This is a genomic window from Hominimerdicola aceti (assembly GCF_025567495.1).
GTDB classification, from domain to species: Bacteria; Bacillota; Clostridia; order Oscillospirales; family Ruminococcaceae; genus Hominimerdicola; species Hominimerdicola aceti.
The window spans coordinates 185,825-204,685 of the sequence record NZ_JAOQJZ010000002.1 but is presented as its reverse complement, the minus strand read 5'-3'; the positions used below and the strand labels follow the sequence as shown (position 1 = coordinate 204,685).

The 18,861-nt window shown below is 40.3% G+C and carries 16 protein-coding genes and 1 other annotated feature (1 of these 17 running past the window's edge); of the genes, 5 read left to right on the top strand and 11 right to left on the bottom strand.

What is annotated here, in order from left to right; all coding sequences use genetic code 11:
• Positions 1–7 (bottom strand) — a binding site (T-box leader) (it extends 246 nt beyond the left edge of the window).
• A gap of 206 nt (positions 8–213) precedes the next feature.
• Complete coding sequence (locus OCV57_RS03115) at positions 214–1,536, top strand: AI-2E family transporter (RefSeq protein ID WP_267300422.1); 1,323 nt, start codon at positions 214–216, stop codon at positions 1,534–1,536.
• A gap of 49 nt (positions 1,537–1,585) precedes the next feature.
• Here the strand turns inward: OCV57_RS03115 and OCV57_RS03110 are convergent, their stop codons facing one another.
• The 3 genes from OCV57_RS03110 to OCV57_RS03100 all read right to left on the bottom strand — a co-directional run bounded on the left by OCV57_RS03110 (position 1,586) and on the right by OCV57_RS03100 (position 5,095).
• Positions 1,586–3,031: a D-alanyl-D-alanine carboxypeptidase family protein gene (locus tag OCV57_RS03110; RefSeq protein ID WP_267300421.1), complete on the bottom strand. Its 1,446-nt coding sequence runs from the start codon at positions 3,029–3,031 to the stop codon at positions 1,586–1,588.
• Positions 3,028–3,663, bottom strand: a complete 636-nt coding sequence (locus tag OCV57_RS03105) for a DUF8091 domain-containing protein (RefSeq protein WP_242843624.1) — start codon at positions 3,661–3,663, stop codon at positions 3,028–3,030. The genes OCV57_RS03110 and OCV57_RS03105 overlap by 4 nt, the downstream gene beginning before the upstream one ends.
• A gap of 211 nt (positions 3,664–3,874) precedes the next feature.
• Positions 3,875–5,095 carry a peptidylprolyl isomerase gene (locus tag OCV57_RS03100; protein ID WP_267300420.1) on the bottom strand — a complete coding sequence of 407 codons (1,221 nt, stop codon included), beginning with the start codon at positions 5,093–5,095 and terminating at the stop codon, positions 3,875–3,877.
• 197 nt (positions 5,096–5,292) lie between these two features.
• On the opposite strand from OCV57_RS03100, the gene OCV57_RS03095 reads away from it, so the two are divergent.
• On the top strand, positions 5,293–6,045 hold the full coding sequence (locus tag OCV57_RS03095; RefSeq protein WP_022288433.1) for a glycerophosphodiester phosphodiesterase family protein: 753 nt from the start codon (positions 5,293–5,295) through the stop codon (positions 6,043–6,045).
• Between the two features lies 1 nt (position 6,046).
• Positions 6,047–6,670 (top strand): pentapeptide repeat-containing protein, encoded by a 624-nt coding sequence (locus OCV57_RS03090; protein WP_267300461.1) that lies wholly within the window; start codon positions 6,047–6,049, stop codon positions 6,668–6,670.
• Positions 6,671–6,711: 41 nt separating this feature from the next.
• On the opposite strand, the gene OCV57_RS03085 is transcribed toward OCV57_RS03090, so the two are convergent.
• The 5 genes from OCV57_RS03085 to adhE all read right to left on the bottom strand — a co-directional run bounded on the left by OCV57_RS03085 (position 6,712) and on the right by adhE (position 13,373).
• Positions 6,712–7,500 carry a nucleoside phosphorylase gene (locus OCV57_RS03085; RefSeq protein WP_022288435.1) on the bottom strand — a complete coding sequence of 263 codons (789 nt, stop codon included), beginning with the start codon at positions 7,498–7,500 and terminating at the stop codon, positions 6,712–6,714.
• 20 nt (positions 7,501–7,520) lie between these two features.
• The gene (locus tag OCV57_RS03080; RefSeq protein WP_181982879.1) at positions 7,521–8,075 is read right to left on the bottom strand and encodes a DUF3592 domain-containing protein; all 555 of its coding nucleotides are present in this window, start codon (positions 8,073–8,075) and stop codon (positions 7,521–7,523) included.
• 62 nt (positions 8,076–8,137) lie between these two features.
• Positions 8,138–8,977: a carboxylating nicotinate-nucleotide diphosphorylase gene (nadC, locus tag OCV57_RS03075; RefSeq protein WP_022288437.1), complete on the bottom strand. Its 840-nt coding sequence runs from the start codon at positions 8,975–8,977 to the stop codon at positions 8,138–8,140.
• A complete protein-coding gene (locus tag OCV57_RS03070) occupies positions 8,974–10,470 on the bottom strand; it encodes an L-aspartate oxidase (protein ID WP_117923438.1) in 1,497 nt (498 codons plus the stop codon). The genes nadC and OCV57_RS03070 overlap by 4 nt, the downstream gene beginning before the upstream one ends.
• 284 nt (positions 10,471–10,754) lie before the next feature.
• Entirely contained in the window at positions 10,755–13,373 is a 2,619-nt protein-coding gene (gene adhE, locus OCV57_RS03065; RefSeq protein ID WP_117856427.1) for a bifunctional acetaldehyde-CoA/alcohol dehydrogenase, read from the bottom strand.
• A gap of 489 nt (positions 13,374–13,862) precedes the next feature.
• On the opposite strand from adhE, the gene OCV57_RS03060 reads away from it, so the two are divergent.
• Positions 13,863–14,621, top strand: coding sequence for a phosphotransferase family protein (locus tag OCV57_RS03060; RefSeq protein WP_267300419.1), 759 nt, complete (start codon positions 13,863–13,865; stop codon positions 14,619–14,621).
• A gap of 211 nt (positions 14,622–14,832) precedes the next feature.
• Positions 14,833–15,423, top strand: a complete 591-nt coding sequence (locus OCV57_RS03055) for a hypothetical protein (protein ID WP_117856428.1) — start codon at positions 14,833–14,835, stop codon at positions 15,421–15,423.
• 46 nt (positions 15,424–15,469) lie between these two features.
• On the opposite strand, the gene OCV57_RS03050 is transcribed toward OCV57_RS03055, so the two are convergent.
• From OCV57_RS03050 to OCV57_RS03040, 3 genes are all read right to left on the bottom strand, one after another.
• Entirely contained in the window at positions 15,470–16,138 is a 669-nt protein-coding gene (locus OCV57_RS03050) for a redox-sensing transcriptional repressor Rex (protein WP_038671796.1), read from the bottom strand.
• Between the two features lie 162 nt (positions 16,139–16,300).
• Complete coding sequence (locus OCV57_RS03045; protein WP_267300418.1) at positions 16,301–17,791, bottom strand: aryl-sulfate sulfotransferase; 1,491 nt, start codon at positions 17,789–17,791, stop codon at positions 16,301–16,303.
• A 17-nt stretch (positions 17,792–17,808) separates the two neighbouring features.
• Positions 17,809–18,861, bottom strand: a complete 1,053-nt coding sequence (locus OCV57_RS03040) for an ABC transporter substrate-binding protein (RefSeq protein WP_267300417.1) — start codon at positions 18,859–18,861, stop codon at positions 17,809–17,811.

Below are 18,861 nucleotides of genomic sequence, written 5' to 3'. Positions count from 1 at the left end.
GATTTATCGTATTAACTTTAGTCTTATTATATTCCTCTGTTTCTAAAATGTCAATATCAGAAAATGTAAATATTATTGCTATTATGTAAATATTCTTTTGCAATTTGGATTTATACCAAAATAAATAATTTTAAATTTTCAATATTCCTTGCATTTATAAATAATGTAGTGTATAATAAAGTAATAGTTAAGGTAATTGAGAAAGGAAAATATATGAAAGTACAAACTAATAAGAAATACACCACAATTGCATTTTATGCAGTTATCGTTATTGCTATAAATGTGCTTTTGGTAGTGGCTGTATTTAAATTTAATACGATCTTAAAGCTTATTTCCACACTTGTTTCTGCACTTACGCCTGTTATAGTTGGTCTTGTGATCGCATTTCTTATAAATCCTATAATGGTGAATTTTGAAAAGCTGTTCAGAAATAAAGTGGTAAAAAATCCAGCTAAGAAAAAGCTTACAAGAGCCTGCTCAGTAACAGTAGCGTCACTTGTTTTTTTGGGGATAGTTGTTGGACTTACTTATGTTGTTGTTCCAGAACTTATAAATTCCATAATTGATATTTTTAACAATGCATCTAACATCGTTGTTAAAGTGCAGGGTTGGATAAATAAGCTGTTTAAAAACTATCCTGATATCGAAACAATGGCTACGGAGAAACTCAAAGCTTTTTCAACTGATTTGGGAACCGTTATCGAGAAGATACAGCCGATGTTTGAAAATATTCTTTCGGGTGCATGGGGCGTTATCAATGTTCTTAAAAACTTTGTATTTGGATTTATCGTTTCTATCTATATGCTTTGCAGCAAGGAAAAGCTTCTTGCTCAGGCTAAGAAGATAATCATTGCAAACACAAAAAAGTCTACATGTGAGAAGATCATGAGAGTTTGCACTGAAACAAATAAAGTTTTTGCAGGTTTTTTGAGCGGAAAGATCATTGACTCGGCAATAATCGGAGTTCTTTGCTTTATAGGTCTGACTATCATGAATATGCCTTACAACATCATGATAAGTGTTCTTGTGGGTGTAACTAATATTATCCCATTTTTTGGACCGATAATCGGTGCGATACCATCAACTGCACTTATGCTGTTTATTGATCCTAAAAAAGCCATTATACTTCTTATTTTCATAGTTATTCTACAGCAGTTTGACGGCAATATCCTTGGTCCTAAGATACTTGGTGATTCTACTGGGCTTCCGGGTTTTTGGGTGCTGGTATCACTGTTCTTCTTTGGAAATTTGTTTGGGTTCATAGGTATGGTCATTGCAGTTCCGACTTTTGCATTGCTTTATACTTTTACACGAGAGAGTGTTGTTCAGCGGTTAAGAAAGAAGAAGCTCCCTGTAGATACCGACTATTATATGGAGGATGTTGAGCATTTGTATAAGCAAAATGAAAAGCGTATTCCGCTTACGCCTGAACAGCTTGACGCCATGGTCATTCCAAGTGCTGATGAGGTAAATGAGGTCAACAGAGAGGATGATCCAGAAATAGTTGACGATCACAACGAAAATAAAGATCAGTAAACGCAAAAGAGCGGCCTGTTCACAATTCATAGTGAGCAGACCGCTTATTTTATTTCATGTATTTTTTCTGTATTTTTGCAATATGTATCACAGAGTATATTACTATAAGTGCAATAAGTATTGTTAATGTGACCTTGAAAACAGACGATTCAAAGTATGACTTAGCTATTTTAACCTTCGCTTTGACTTGGGAACGTTCTACTTTAGTTGTGGAAACGAGATCTATAGTTGCAAGCACCTCACCTTTGTAGACGAGTTCCATTTTACCAAGCACATCGCCAACTTCAACAGGTGCAACAACGTTGTCATAAACGGTTATTTTCTTTTCCACATCATTTACTGATATATCTACAGGCCACAGCCTTGTAAAACCATTTGCAGGTTTTAGATTTGCATAATCTATGCCGTCACCATAGCTTACCTTTACATCACGGACTTCGCTGTCTTTGTCCACAAAATCCGTTGCTACAAGACTTGAAAATGCCCATTTGTAAAGATTGATGTGATCAAGGAGGTTGTAGTAAACATTATCTCCACCATATATGGAATCAGGATCTTCCTCGCCCTTCTTCACATCTTCTTCAAGCTTATCCATTGGTGCACCCATTGTCACAATAAGATATGTGGTGCCTTCATATTCCGCATATGAAGCTAAACATCTTCCAGCGGAGTCAAGGGTGCCTGTCTTTATGCCTTTAGCATAGGAGTAGTAATAATCGGTCATTGAGTCAAGCATAAGGTTTGTATTATAAATATCTGTACCATCTGAGTGATAAGAGGTGGATGCCATATGATAGCTTGGCAGACAGACAATATCACGAAATACCTGATATTTGCTTATGGCATATTCACAAAGAGTTGCCATATCCTTGCAGGACGAATAATTCTGTTGTGCCCACAGACCATGTGCATTTGAAAAGTGTGTATTTTCCATGCCGAGTTTTTCAGCTTTTTCATTCATAAGGTCTGTAAATCCCGTTATGGAATCGGACACATTCAAAGCGATTATATTCGCTGCTTCACATGAGGATGGGATAAGCAGTGCCGCCAGTAGATCATAACAGCTTACTTCTTCGCCTGGTTGTATATCAGCTGTTGAAGCACCAGTATCATATAGTTCATCAAATGCTTCCGAGCCTGCTGAATAGTATGTATCTTTCAGTTTTTGTTCATCACCTTTGAATTTGTCCAGAAGCACCACAGCAGTCATTATCTTTGTTAGGGAAGCAGGCACACGCTCGTCCTCACCGTTTATGTCAACGATAGCTTCACCGCTGTCAAGATTGACCATATAGACCGCTTCAGAGTAAAGCTCCAACGGTATCGCTTTTCCGTCATCGTCATAGCCTGATGTAGGTGTAAAATTGAATGCGTCTGCACACATCGCAGGCACAAGCAGCATTATTGCCAGCGTCATGGATAATATCCTGCTGATTTTTCGTTTTAGTTTCATTGACAGCTTCCTTTCGCACTGTATGTAAAGAGCCTTGCTCATTCAGTTTTCTCATAAAGTATATTAGCACCCTGTTTGCCCACACGTTTCACTCTTTCAAGATATGTGAGTATATTAAGCGTTACCTGTGCATATTCACGAGATATCTTTGCATTAAAGGCAAAGTCTTTAGAAGTGAACTGCTTTGGCAGGTCCTCCGGGAGGAACATATCAAAGTCGGCAGGGCAGTCGATATGTATTTCATCAATAAGACCTTTTGGTATTCTGTCATGACGTGAAGATCCACGCTTTTTGTTCTTTGACCAGCCGTTAAGCAATCTTATCTCCTCGGTTTCAAGCATACAAAGGCACAAATGAAATCGGGGGTTATCAAGGGTGTATTTTATTTTGTACAGTTCGGGCATGACTTCATAGATAGTGTATTTTCTCGGCGATTTGTGCTTTTCTGACAACTCTCCTGTTTCAGTATCTATCCAACGGACATATTTGACCGCAGGGATAGGGTAGACCACTGTCACGTCACAGTAGTCAAGAAAGGCTTCAAGTTTTTTCAGCAGTTTGTTGAACTGCCTTGTTTGTATCTCGATAACACCGTTCTCGCCTACGATATCAGCCACATATCCGCCAATGCGTATCTCCTGATTTTCACCATATGGTTCAAAATAGTTTTTCAAAACAGCATGAAGCGTTTTCTCGCCTAGAGTTCCGATGCCGTTGCGTTCACGGCTTTTGCCTATGATTTTATCGCAAGCATCTTGAAATTTCAGCCTGTCCGTAAGATCACCTCAGTTTTTATTATATCAGATATTCACTCTCACGTCAATCACAAAAACGCATAAAAAGAGCCTGAGATCTGCTCAGGCTCTTTAATCATACCATGATACATCAGGTTATGCTGTCCGCAGTTATCTTGTCCCACTGGTCGCAATACTTGACTTCCATTTTGTCCATTCTTTCGTTGTAAAGCTTTGAGATAGCAGGTGTATCATATGAATAGATCATATCGTCTATGTTCTGTTCTACATAATCCATATCAACCGGCAAACGCTTGATTATGAAATATCCATATGTGTCATTCTCTGTAAGTTCAGTGGAAATGCCGTTTTCTTTTAGTTTGAAAGCGTCTTTTACAAGCTCTTCAGGATATCCAGTCGTATCTTTATTGAAATAATATCCTGTTGAAGGATCTTCAAGACCGAGATCCCAGCCGTACTTTTCAATAAGCTTGTCAAAGTCTTCTCCGTCCTGAGCTTTTTTCAGAACTTCTTCTGCAAGCTTCTTAGCCTTTTCCTTAGCTTTCTTTACACCGTCATCATCAAGCTTCGCATAAGCTGACTGCTTTGCGCTAGCTTTGTCTGAAAGTGACATACTGTCATAACTGTCAGCGGTACTGTCATCAAGATCTACCTGTGCATAGAAAGGGATCATAACGTGAATCTCACGGCAATACTCGTTTGTATCCTTGACTATTTTTTTAAAGTCCTCTTTTTTAGTTGCATACTTACCGTTATTCTTAAAAAGAGTATCGTTTACTTTAGTATAGATAGTAGCTGTTTCAAGCATTTTCCTGTAAAGATCCTCTGTGAGGTAAGCCGACTTAATGTCATTAAGATAAGCTTCATCTGAATCATAGTTTGCTTTTGCTTTAGCTATCTGGTCATCAATTGTCTTGTTGTCATCGTCTGTAAGCTCAATTCCGTTTTCTTCTGCAAGCTCAGGTGCAACAAGTTCCTGCTTAAGTGCAGTGATAACGTCCTCCATAAGAAGCTCAAAACCACCGTCAGTTGACTTGATAGTGTCAAGGGTTGCTCCGTAAGTGGAAGTGTACTTGCTTATAGTATAATAATAATAGTATCTGAAAGTATCAAAATCAATATCCTTGCCGTCAATGGTGCAAACGATAAAGTCCTTAGTATCAATGGACTTGCCGTCAATTGTAAGGGACGGCTCAGGTGTCTGTTTTTCAGTTGTGCTGTCAACAGCTGAAACAGAAGAATCCACTGTGGAAGATACGGTTGATGAGCTGTCGTTATTTTTGCTGCATGAAGTAAAGCTGCAAATAGCTATTGTGAGAGCTGCTGTAACAGCGGCTAATTTCTTTATCATAATAATTGTCCTTTCCTTTGAGAGAAAATCCTCTGCATAACATAAATTTAATTATATCTTATTATTGTGATGATACTGTGTGATAATTCTTAAACTTTCTGTGAATGAAATATATATTATCCAGCGTGATACAGTTGACAATCTAAGCCTGGGAGAGTATAATATAAATGACTTTAATACGAAAAGAGGTATCCCATATGGATTTTGGTAAATATATTGCTCACAGAGGTCTTCACTCAGAACTTGTTCCTGAAAATTCTCTTACCGCATTCAGGCTTGCGGTTGAAAAATGTCTTTCTATCGAGCTTGATGTACGTCTAACAAAGGATTGCCGCATTGTGGTTTTCCATGACAATGACCTTATGAGAATGTGCGGCATTGAGGGCAAGGTGTTTGATTACACATATGAACAGCTTTCTGCCTTTAAACTTAAAAACAGTGATGAAAAGATACCACTGCTGTCTGAGGTGCTGAAAATTGTTGACGGCAAAGTGCCACTTCTTATTGAGCTTAAAGGCGGTGCGCCATTTGGAGAGCTTGAAAGCCGAGTTGACCATATGATGAAGAAATACAAAGGCGAATTTGCAGTGCAGAGCTTTAACCCGTTCTCAGTGATGTGGTTTAGGTTTCATTCACCAAAAGTCACAAGAGGTCAGCTTATCTCAAAATACAGAAAAAATATAGACCTTGAGTATATCGAAAGATTCATCTGCGCCCAGCCATTTATATGGCGTTTTATATCAAAACCGCAGTTCATTGCAGCTGACCTTAGGTCAATAAGCCTTGAAACTGCATTTCAGGCCGTTGATATAGATGCAGACTTGCTCACATGGACGGGAAGAGGCAAAGAGCTTATAGAAACTGCTTCACAGTTTTCAAAGACAGTTATAGCAGAGCAGTTTCCAGATGATTTTGATTTTTCTGACAATTGGGAGGAAAGCTGTGAATAAGATGCAAGACCTTCCATTGTGCGACCTTAACGAAGTCAAACGTACTGCAAAACGCACTGACAGCGATATTTCAGGCTGTAAATTTAGCGGAGAATATCTTGAAAGCGAAGATCTCTCCTGCCTGTCATTTATAAACTGTATGTTTGAAAACTGCACCTTTACCGATTGCGATTTTGAGCGTTCCTCATTCGTTGATGTGACGTTCATATCCTGCGATCTGTCAAATTCATCACTGGACTCATCCTACCTCAGCAGATGTGAGTTCCGCTCCTGCAAGCTCGTTGGCGCAGAGTTCAAGGATTGTTCCATTCAAGGTGTAACCTTTGAATCCTCAAACTGCGGATATGCCATATTTGATAAGTGCAAGCTGTCTGAAACCCAGGTGAAAAACAGTGATATGTCCTCCGCTGAGCTTGTTTCCTGCAATTTAAAAGCGTTTAAGACAAGCGGAACTAAATATCTCGGCACATCATTTTTCAGAACGGCTCTCGGCGGCGTTGATTTTTCTACCTGTCTTGTAAGTGGACTTCGCGTTTCTGATACATTCAGAGAACTCCGAAACGCTGTTTTTTCAGCCAATCAAGCTGTGGAGCTTTCAATGCTTCTTGGAATAAGAATAAAATAATTTTAGCCGCTATGACAATAAACGTCACAGCGGCTTTTTTATCACTTTTTATCCTGTTCTATCAGTATTTTCACAGCGTTCACCGCACAGTGGATACCTCTTGTGGTGTCGTCGCTCACATTGTCTTCAAGGTCTGCCTTTGAACGCTCCACGTTCCATATAGCTGTTATAACAGCTCCACAGCGGACGTGTCTTGTGATACCTACTGAGAAAACTGCGGCACATTCCATTTCGGAAGTCATACAGCCGCATCTTAAATATGCGTCCCAGCGGTAATTTATATCGCCGCTCACAGGCATTGAGTCAGGCTCTACTTCTCCATAAAAGCTGTCCTTGCTGTGGACAACGCCCACATGATAACGCTTGCCAAGCTTATCTTCTGACAGTTCAGCCGCAGCTTTTGCAAGGGCAGTTGTTACAGTGAAATCTGCTACAGCAGGGTAGCCCTCGGGGAGATATTCTTTTGACGTACCTTCGCCACGGACAGCCGCCGAAGCTATAACAAGGTCGCCACCGCTAACGGAAAGATCCATTCCTCCGCTTGTGCCAATACGAATAAATGTGTCTGCGCCGCACTTTACCAGTTCCTCCACTGCAATTGCCGCAGATGGCCCACCGATACCGGTCGAGCACACAGTTACCTTTTCACCGTAAAGATAGCCTGTATAAACATTGTATTCTCTGTTTTGAGCCACCTGCTTTGCGTCATCAAGAAGTGCCGCTATTTTCGGCACTCTTCCAGGGTCGCCCGGCATAATAACATATCTGCCCACTTCATCAGGGATAGTTCTGATGTGAAATTGTCTTTCACCGTCCATAATGCTTGCCATAAAAATTCCTCCTCTCAGAATTATTCGTCGTATGGATAATTATTTTCTTCGTATAATTCATTTTCTGCAAAATTTTTTCCGGATTTCTGCTTTTTCTTTATATGTATAAGCACTATGATAAGCACTATTGCTATAATCGCAAACAGCCCGCCTAATCCGCAGAAAACAACTGTTAATATGGTATTGGTTGTATCATTTGGTGCATAAAACGTTTCAGGGTCGTCAGGGTCACAGAATATCTGGATCGTTTGTCCTCTTCTGTATCTGATGTTGCTGGAATATGTATTGCTGTGAGTGGTGTAGAGCTGTCCGTCAACGTTATATGAATACACTGGTGTGTAAACTGTGCTATATGATACGTGTCCGTCATCGTCCTCATGTCGTTCATCTTTACTGAGAATGTCTGATATTATAGCATTGACTTCAAGAGTACATCTGTTTTTGAGCTGAGTTTGGTGTATTGCAAAACCTATTCCAACTGCAAGAAATGTCACGCCAACCAACATGAAAACTAACGCTATTATTTTCATTGCTGATTTGCTGTAATGCACATGAGATCTTTTGTAATAACGCATATTTTTCCCCCATTTAAGCATAAAAGCCAACACCTTAATATGGCGTTGGCTTTTGTTTTATCTTACTTTTCCATTTTCATTGAAATGTCAAACGCCTTGACTGAGTGTGTGATAGCACCGATAGAAATGATATCAACGCCCGTTTCAGCTATTGCACGGATTGTTTCAGAGGTCACGTTTCCTGAAGCTTCTAAAAGTGCTTTGCCATTTGTCATTTCAACAGCCTTTGCCATATCTTCATTTGTCATATTGTCAAGCATTATTATCTCAACGCCAAGTGTAAGAGCTTCTTTGAGTTCTTCAAGGTTTCCGACTTCAACTTCTATCTTGACAGTATGTCCCATTTTTTCTCTGAGAGCGTTTACTGCGCCTGTCATGCTGCCATATGCGTCAAGGTGAGTGTCTTTTAGCATTGCGCAATCTGAAAGATTGTATCTGTGGTTTTTTCCACCGCCTACTGTAACTGCATATTTCTGCAAAACTCTAAGACCTGGGAGCGTTTTTCTTGTATCAGCAACAGACGCCTTTGTACCCTTTACAAGCTCAACGCATCTGTTTGTTGCAGTTGCAACGCCTGACATATGCTGAACGATATTCAGTGCCGTTCTTTCGCCTTTGAGCAAGGCTCTTGTTGAGCCTGTTATTCTTGCGATAATGTCACCTTTCTTGACCTTTTCACCATCATGGATAAATATCTCACATTTAACATTGCTGTCAAGAAGCTGAAAAACTCTCATTGCAACATCAATTCCACAAAGAACGCCTTCGTCCTTTGAAACATACTTTGCTGTTGAAACTGAATTTTCGTCAACAAGATAATCCGTTGTAACGTCTATATAGTTGATATCCTCCAGCAGAGCTGTTTTAATGATATCGTCGATCTGAAACTGCATTAATCTCATTTGTTTTCCTCCATTTTTTCTTTGGATTTGAGCTTTTCGATAGCGTCCTTTAATACGATATAAGCGACAGTTGTAAGAGACCTTGCTTCAACATAATCTCTGTCTATTTTGAAATTACCGTCACAAAGGAAATTTTTTAGCTTTGTGACTTCTTCAAGATCAGGCGGCAAAGCCTCCTTATCAGGGATAACGAAATATGCACGCTGCATTATATCTCTTATCTCTGTTCTTATGCCCTGAGGAATGTGCGGGGCTTCATTGTCTATCTTGAAATCGTATGTTTCAAGGTCACCACTGTCAGAGTTTATCTTCTCATTGATGTCAGCCGCAGCACGTCTTGAAAATACCAAAGCTTCAAGTAGGGAATTGCTTGCAAGTCTGTTATTGCCGTGAACACCTGTATGTGAACATTCGCCGCAGGCATAAAGCCTATCAATGTTAGTTCTTGCATATGTATCAACATTTATGCCGCCCATAAGGTAATGATGACAAGGGAAAATAGGTATCATATCCTTGGTCATGTCATAACCTGCTTCGAGAAGCTTTTCATTTATCATAGGAAATCTGTTTCTGACAAACTCAGGGTCTTTGTGAGTGATATCAAGATAGAATTTGTCAGAGCCTGTTTTCTTGGCTTCAGCCATGATCGCATGAGAAACAACATCTCTTGGCGCAAGCTCCAGACGGTCGTCATAATTTTGCATAAATCTTTCGCCGTTGCAGTTTTTAAGATAAGCTCCCTCGCCTCTGACAGATTCAGATATAAGGAAAGTTTCACGAGTGTGCTTGTTGTTAAAGCCTGTTGGGTGGAACTGGATATAGCTGAGATTTTTTATCTCTGCTCCAAGCTCATGAGCAATAGTTATGCCGTCGCCTGTTGCGATAGCGGAGTTTGTAGTGTATTCGTAAACTCTGCCTATTCCACCAGTTGCAAAAATGGCGTATCTGCAATTATATGTCGTATATTCGTTGTCATTAGTCAGCACAAGAATGGAAAAACCTGTTTCGGTTTTCTTTGCGTTGCACATAACGGCATTTTCGAGTATCTCAACATTATCTAGCTGTTGAACATTTCTTAGTAGAGTTGTTTCGATCTCCAGACCTGTGGTATCAGCATGATGAAAAATCCTGTTCATACCGTGTCCACCTTCGAGAGTGCGGTGATAAGATCCATCAGGACACTTATCAAAGTCAGCACCAAGCTCTATGAGTTTTCCAATGTCAATATAGGCTTCGTCAACAAGGACCTGAGTGGACTCAGGATCATTTTCAAATCCACCTGCTACAAATGTATCATGTTTGTGATATTCAGGCGAGTCCTTTGGATTGTCATAAACGCCTGCAATTCCACCCTGCGCAAGGGAAGAGTTACACAAGGTCAGCTCTCTTTTGGAAAGCACAAGTACATTTAAATCACGGGAAAGGTTAAGTGCTGCATATAGACCTGCCGCACCGCAGCCAGCGATAATAACGTCATAATTTTTGTTGTTCATATTTGTAACCTCTTTGTATGGCGGAGTGTCGCCAAGTGTTATGTAAAAATCACATCAGATATTGCTCTGAAATAATTTATACTTATTTCATTATACCATATATTTTTTCCTTTTTCAACTGTTATTTGAATATATAATACACATACCTTACATTATTATTTTAAGTGCAAATTAACAAAAAAATGACTGCCTGCTCCCTAAAGGGAACAAGCAGTCGGAGGTTTATTATAGATCAACTAATAATCAAATATTAGTCACTCTGCAAATTGCTTTGTCAGCAAAGATTATTTGCCGTAGTAAGCCTTGAGGTACATTTCCTTCAGCTCGCTCATCAGTGGGTATCTTGGGTTAGCACCTGTGCACTGGTCATCAAATGCGTCCTCAACCATGTTGTCGAGAGTGTCAAGGAAGTGCTTCTCGTCTACGCCGTAATCAGCGATAGTCTTCTTGATACCAACTCTTTCCTTGAGTGCCTCGATAGCGTCGATGAACTTGTTGAGTGTATCCTCATCGTTCTTACCAACGATACCAAGTGAATGTGCACACTCGCAGTATCTCTCAAGAGTATGTGGATACTGATACTGTGAGAAAGTACCCATCTTTCTAGGTGTTGGGTCAGCGTTGTATCTCATTACCATTGTGATAAGGAGAGCGTTAGCAACGCCGTGTGGCAGGTGATGATAAGCACCGAGCTTATGAGCCATTGAGTGGCAAACACCGAGGAATGCGTTAGCAAATGCCATACCAGCCATTGTAGATGCTGTAGCCATTTCCTCACGAGCCTTAACGTCTGTCTGACCGTTGTCATATGCACCTGGCAGATACTTGAAGATAAGCTTCATAGCTCTAAGTGCAAGACCGTCAGTGTAATCTGTAGCCATTACAGATGCATAAGCCTCAAGAGCGTGTGTCAGAGCGTCGATACCTGATGCAGAAGTCAGACCTCTTGGAGCAGACATCATCATATCTGTATCAACGATAGCCATGTTAGGCATGAGCTGGTAGTCAGCCAGAGGATACTTAGTACCTGTCTTTTCATCAGTGATAACTGCGAAAGGTGTAACCTCAGAACCTGTACCAGAAGATGTTGGGATAGCAATGAAGTATGCCTTCTCACCCATCTTAGGGAATGTGTAAACTCTCTTACGGATATCGATATATCTCATAGCCATATCGAAGAAGTCAGCGTCTGGATGCTCGTAAAGAACCCACATGATCTTACCAGCGTCCATTGCAGAACCACCGCCGATAGCGATAATTGTGTCAGGCTCGAAAGCTCTCAACTGAGCAACACCTTCAAGTGCACAAGCAAGTGTTGGGTCTGGAGCAACATCGAAGAATGTTTCGTGGAGAATACCCATTTCATCGAGTTTATCTGTGATAGCCTTTGTATAACCATTCTTATAAAGGAACTGGTCTGTTACGATGAATGCCTTTTTCTTGCCCATAACAGTCTTCAACTCGTCAAGAGCAACAGGGAGACAACCCTTCTTGAAGTATACCTTTTCAGGTGCTCTGAACCAAAGCATATTCTCTCTCCTCTCAACGACTGTCTTAATGTTCAGCAGGTGCTTAACGCCAACGTTCTCAGAAACTGAGTTGCCGCCCCATGAACCGCAGCCGAGTGTGAGGGAAGGAGCAAAGTCAAAGTTGTAGAGGTCACCGATACCGCCGAGTGAAGAAGGTGTGTTTACGATAAGACGGCAAGTCTTCATTCTTGCAGCGAACTTATTGAGCTTTTCTCTCTCGTTTATGTTATCTACCCAAAGAACTGAAGTATGACCAAGACCGCCGTTGTTTACGAGAAGTGCCTCTGCGATGTCAAGAGCGTCGTCAAAGTTCTTTGACTTGTACATACCAAGGATAGTTGTGAGCTTTTCGTGACCGAAAGCCTCTTCAGGAGCTGTGCTTGTAGCCTCGCCGATGAGTACCTTTGTATCCTCTGGAACTTCAAAGCCAGCCATCTTAGCGATAGTTACAGGACGCTGACCAACGATCTTAGCATTAAGAGCACCGTTGATGAGCATTGTCTTTCTTATCTTGTCAGCCTCTTCATCATTAAGGAAGTAGCAACCTCTCTTGATGAATTCCTTCTTAACATCGTTGTAAACTGTCTTATCAGCGATAACTGTCTGCTCTGTAGCACAGATCATACCGTTATCAAATGTCTTAGAATGAATGATAGAGTTTACAGCGTTTACGATATCAGCAGAAGAATCGATGATAGCTGATGCGTTACCGGCACCAACACCGAGAGCTGGTGTACCAGATGAATAAGCAGCCTTTACCATTCCAGGACCGCCTGTAGCGAGGATTGTGTCAGACTCTCTCATGATCATGTTTGTGAGTTCAAGAGAAGGAACATCGATCCAACCGATGATACCCTTTGGAGCACCTGCTGCAACAGCTGCATCATAAACGATCTTAGCAGCAGCGATAGTTGACTTCTTTGCTCTTGGGTGTGGTGAGATTATGATACCATTTCTTGTCTTAAGACAGATAAGTGTCTTGAATATAGCAGTAGAAGTTGGGTTTGTTGTTGGGATAACAGCAGCGATAAGACCGATAGGCTCGTAAATTCTCATTGTGCCGTAAGCCTTATTTTCCTCAAAAACACCACAAGTCTGAACATTCTTGTACTTATTGTAGATGTGCTCAGCAGCATAGTTGTTCTTGATAACCTTGTCTTCAACGATACCCATGCCTGTTTCCTCAACAGCCATCTTTGCAAGTGGGATTCTTGCCTTGTTAGCAGCGATAGCAGCAGCCTTGAAAATCTTATCTACCTGCTCCTGTGTGTAGGTAGCGAAGATTGCCTGCGCAGCTCTTACTTCAGCGATCTTAGCAGTCAGAGCTTCCTCTGTATCGACGATGCCGACTGTTTTAGCTTCACTCTTTGCCATAAAATAAACCTCCAATAAATTAATTATTGTTTTTTACTCTTGATAACCCCCGCTCGGGTTTTATCTTATTTATATTATATACGATTGTTATTTTTTTGTCAATCTTATAAAGTTACAGCTTTTTTGATATTTTACGTCGCTTTATTATGCAATATACATAAATATTGAACATTGTTTTATGATAGATTAACAATTCATGACCGTCAAATTGCACAATAAAAATTAGATTGATAAAAATTTATCATATATGCTGCCTGAAAAAAGATTAATAAATATAAGATAAAAACTAAACAAAAATAAAACAGTTGTGAAAATAACGAAAAAGTGCTTGACATTTAGAAAATCTGTAGTATAATATAGACATAACAGAGATACATAGAAAGCACGGAGATGTAAAGGTAATTTTACACAATAAAGCTGTTGAAAAATCGATGTATACTCTGAAGCTCGACTTAATACCATATTTTAAAATAAAAGGAGATATGACTTATGAAACTTGATAACTTTGTAGCATCCAGCGACATCTATGATGTTTATGAAACTGATGGAATGGCAGTCAGGATCTATAAGAAGCCTGAATACAAGGAAAAGTGTCTGTATGCGGCTCTTACACACGCAAGAGTTGAAACAACACTTGGCAATTCCTTTATAAAGATGCCTGTTCTTCACGAGGTTTCCGTTATCGACGGCAAATGGGCTATTACAATGGACTTTATAAAGGGTAAGACTCTTCAGCAGCTTATGGACGAAAATCCAGACAAGAAAGACACGTATCTTAACCAGTTTATCGACATTCAGTGCGAGATACACGCTCAGTATATGCCACTTCTTTCAAAGCTGAAAGATAAGATGGCAAGACAGATCAAGACTCTTGGTCAGATCGACGAGATAAAGAAGTATGAGCTTCTCACAAGACTTGATTCAATGCCAAAGCACATCAAGCTTTGCCATGGTAACTTTGAGCCAAAGAACGTTATCATCAATGACGAAGGTACTTATGTTATCAATTGGGGTTCTGCTAGACAAGGCAATGCTTCTGCTGACGTTGCAAGAACATACCTGCTGTTCTGCCTTAACAATCCTGATCTTGCTGAGGCTTATCTTGATAAATATTGCGTAAAGAGCGGAACATCTAAGCAGTATGTACAGGCTTGGTTGCCGATCGTTGCAGCAGCACAGCTCATTAAGGGCAAACCAGAGGAGAAGGATTTGCTCATGAAGTGGATCGACGTTGTAGATTACGATTAGTCTTTTCGTCAGGTTGTAACAAATTTGTAACCTCTTATTGTGCAAATAGCTAAAAAATGATTTATCCCGATTATGAGTTTCGTCATAATCGGGATATTTTGTTACAATTCTTTATAATCCCTTTACAGAGTAATTTTCATGTGATATAATGTGAAACTGTTGAAATATGACATAATGATTTAGGACTACAGAGGTTATTCGGAGGATCAATATGAAAAAGCTAATGATAGCTGTTGCTATAGTTTGCACTATGTTTGCTTTCCCGGCTTGTGGAAAAAATGCCGATAATAAAACAGAAAATAATGTTAATCTTACAAATAATGACGTAACGACAGCTCAGACAGAGGTTTCTGATGAAGTGCCAGACGAAACTACTTCACTCCCTGACAGAAGCACTCTTGAAAAGATACCAGATGAGGCTGTAGATTCGTTTAATCAGGTCGTAGATGTCTGCAAGGAGATATACCCTTTGGCTGAAAAAACAAAAAGGCTTTATGGCTATACAGGCACTAAGACTGTGAACAAAAAGAATTGTTACATTTTTGTTATATATGATAAAAATGATGATGTGTTGACAAAGGTGGCAACTGTCGCTGCCGAGGTCGCATCAGATAAGCTTTACGTTCTCGATGATGAAACAGGAAGTGCTGAAAAAATCAATACCGAGGATGTTAAAACTCAATCTACAGAGTCATGGGCAGATCAAGTAACTGAGTCTTTTGCTGAATACTATCAGAGCAAAGAGGTTAACGACCATCTTGCTGCAGTTGTTGAAACAGCCGCGGTTAAAACAGTTCGCTAATACTTTATATAAAAAAATCACACCAGACTTCTGGTGTGATTTTTTTTTATTCGATCTCTTCGCTGTTGTCAGTATCAGTGCTTGTGATGATATTTGTTGCATATGTAAGTGTAAGCAGGCTGTCACCCAAATGGACGTTTTCCACAACTATGTTTTCATAGTCGATGCTAAGATCATAATGTGAAAAATTCCAGAACGCTTTCAGACCAAGATTTACAAGCTGGTCTGCAATAGCCTGAGTGTTTGCCTTCGGTATACAAAGCACAGCTACAACAGGGGAGTTTGCTTCGCAAAAGCTTTCTATATCATTAGTGTGACGAATCGGTATGTTTCCTACCACTTCACCAGTGAGCTTAGGGTTTATATCAAATATGCCAATGAGATTGCAACCCCTTGTTTCAAAGTTAATATGTGTGGCGATAGCTTTACCAAGGTTTCCTGCACCGATAAGTATGGTCTTGAAATGCTTGTCTACTCCGAGTATCTTGCCTATTTCCATTCTAAGCTCGTCAACGTGATAGCCATATCCCTGCTGACCGAATCCGCCAAAGCAGTTAAGGTCTTGTCTTATTTGTGAAGCCGTGAGCTTCATTCTCTCTGAAAGCTCCCTTGAAGATATTCTTTCAAGTCCTTCTTTTTGAAGCTCACCTAAAAATCTATAATAACGTGGCAGTCGTTTTATTACTGATGCGGATATCGAACCGTCTTTAGACATATATTTACACTTTCCTTTACTAATAAACATGATTGATAAATAAATAACAATATCACATAATATAATAGCACTAATCTTTTCTTTTGTCAAGGACTTGTAAACTCTCTGCGGTCTTAAAAAAAGCAGCCTCGTTTTACAGAAGCTGCCTTATGTACATTAATTTTATTCTAGATCTTTTTTCTTTACAGAAGCAACACAGAAGTCGATGCGTTCTTCATCATCTTCTTCATTTCCTGAACCTGTGAGAGGAACTCCTTTTGTTGGGTCGATCCCGTCAACGGCTGTAACAAGCCCTGTACCCTCGCCAATAGAAGCACCTGGTACTCTGAACTTTGTAATGTCGATAGGCTCGATAGAGGTCTCAACAGGCTTTTCAAGCTGTGGTATCCATTCATATGGTACACGATAAGCTCTGTAGATCATGTTGCTTTTGAATGTTCCAGCAAAATTCTTAAAATAAGGGTTTACAAATTCCCAAACTATTTCATGGTCAGGTGTGACCTCAAGAAGATGTCCATCTGAACCTTCCGTAATAAGAGTGTTTCCGTTCGGAAGTCGCTGTGCAGAGCTAATGTATGAGCTATAGAACTTAGAAGCGTCAGTAAAAAGCAGATTTCCTGCTTCAAGTGGAGTGTACTGCCATGTTATTTCAAGTGTAACAGGATTGAATTGAAGTACTCTTGAGTAATCTCTGTGTGCATTGTTCACGCCTGTGAGGGAAGCAGGGTTAGGTGTGCCGTAGCCACCCTCGCCACCGTTATCGAATACCAACAGGTCGCCCTCTCCAGGAAGTCCCTTTGGTATCATGTGCAGGTGGTGCTGACCAATTATCCAGCCAAGCTTCTTTGTGGCTTCGTTTTCGTTGAAGTTAGGACCTACACGCCATACTATCTTACCTGTTGATTTCTCGATAATTCCGAGTATGTTTGAGTTTCTTGCGTCAAATATGATATTGTCTGGGTGGAAGCGTTTGTCGCCTGCGTCATACCACTTATTTTCGCCAAGGGTAGAGAAGTTGTTTATGTGCATCCAATCTCCACCTGCCTCACCGTGAAGACCAGGGTTTCTGAACAATGCGTTCTTTGCGGCCTCGTCAAAGCCAAGCTCATCAAAGTGGTCGCTTGCACGCCAGCTCCAAATTATATTGCCTTCCCAATCCACTTCGATGATCTTATCGTCGATAAGTCTTTTGTCTGAAATATCGTGGTTGTAGAGGTTCTCGTGAGTAAGGATAAGTGTATTGCCACTGTCTGTCTTTGGCTCACCATTTGGATAATAGTAACCCACAGTGCTGCCCTCACGCTGAAAATCATGGTGCTGTCTAGCCATATAGACCGGTTCTTTACCCGGGTCTGCAACAAGTTCAGTTTTGTCGAATTTCCATACGATATGACCGTCCCAGTCTACCTGAACAAGATCAAGTTGATCCTGATATGCATATTTACCTCCTCTTGCTCCTGTTGTGCCCATTACATATCCGCCTGGGAGTATTTTGTTAGGAAATCCTCCCAGTCCAGCCCAAAGCTTTACTTCATTGCCATTCATATCTATGAGCAGAGCACCTTTAGCGGACGGGAAGATCGTATAGCCGCTGTAGGCTTTTTCTTTGTTGTATATTGTAACTCCTGTTGGATAAATGCTTGGATAACCCATGTCTGATTCCTCCTTGTTTATTTGTCTGCTTTTGTCAGGTCTGCCGTAACGTTATCTGGAAATGCTTTTTTTGCTGCATCTGGATAATAAAATTCCCTTATGTTGTAACTGTTTGGATATTTACCATTCTCATACGCCCACTTATTTATTTCATCAAGATGAGATGCAGCTTCCTCAGAAAGTCCCAGTTTAATACTGTACTGTTCCCAGTTTGTTTTGAAATCATCTGGTTCGATTCCATATTTCTTTGAAATTTTTTCAGCCGACTCATCTAAGTTGTCATTTATGTATTTAACGCTTTCATCAAGTGCTTTAAGATAGTTCGTAAGAGTTTCAGTATTGTTCTTTGCAAAGTCGCTTGATGTTATAAGATAAGCAGATACGTTTATCCCTATATCTTTTGCAGATGCGACCTGAGTCCAGCCCTCTGCTTCATATTTTTTTATAGCTGAGCCTGTAACGATAGCGGCTGATGCTTCACCGTTATGTGCAACTGCTATCTGAGTTGATATGGAATCTGTGTTGACGTTTTTCTGCTTTGACGGGTCAAGTCCTAAATAAGTCTGAGCCTGCCAGTTGAAGTATTCTGAAACTGTTCCAATAGAAGTTATCCATCCTTCACTTTCATTTAAAGCATCAAGATCATCTTTGTATTTTGGTGCAACAAAAAGGCCACCGTTATATGAAACGCTAGAACTTAGATCTGAAAAAATCACAAGATTTGTGTTATCGAGAGTATTTCCAATTCTGTTTACAGCAGCAAAATCTGCAAGCAGTCCTGTATCTGCTGTGCCTGTTGCAATAGCGTCAACTGTGTTAATGCCGGCAGCGTATTCTGATGTTTCAAGAGATATACCGTATTTCTCAAATATTCCTTGCTCCATACCGATATAGTCGGCATACTGATCTGGCTGACCTGTCATGTTCGCAACTCTCAAAACGCTAAGTTCTTTACCGTCTTTGGTAACCTTCTTTGCGGCTTTTCCGCTTGATGAACTACCGCATGATGCAAGAAGAGTTGCTGTCAATGCTGTCGATGCTATTATTGCGATTATCTTTTTTATGTTCAT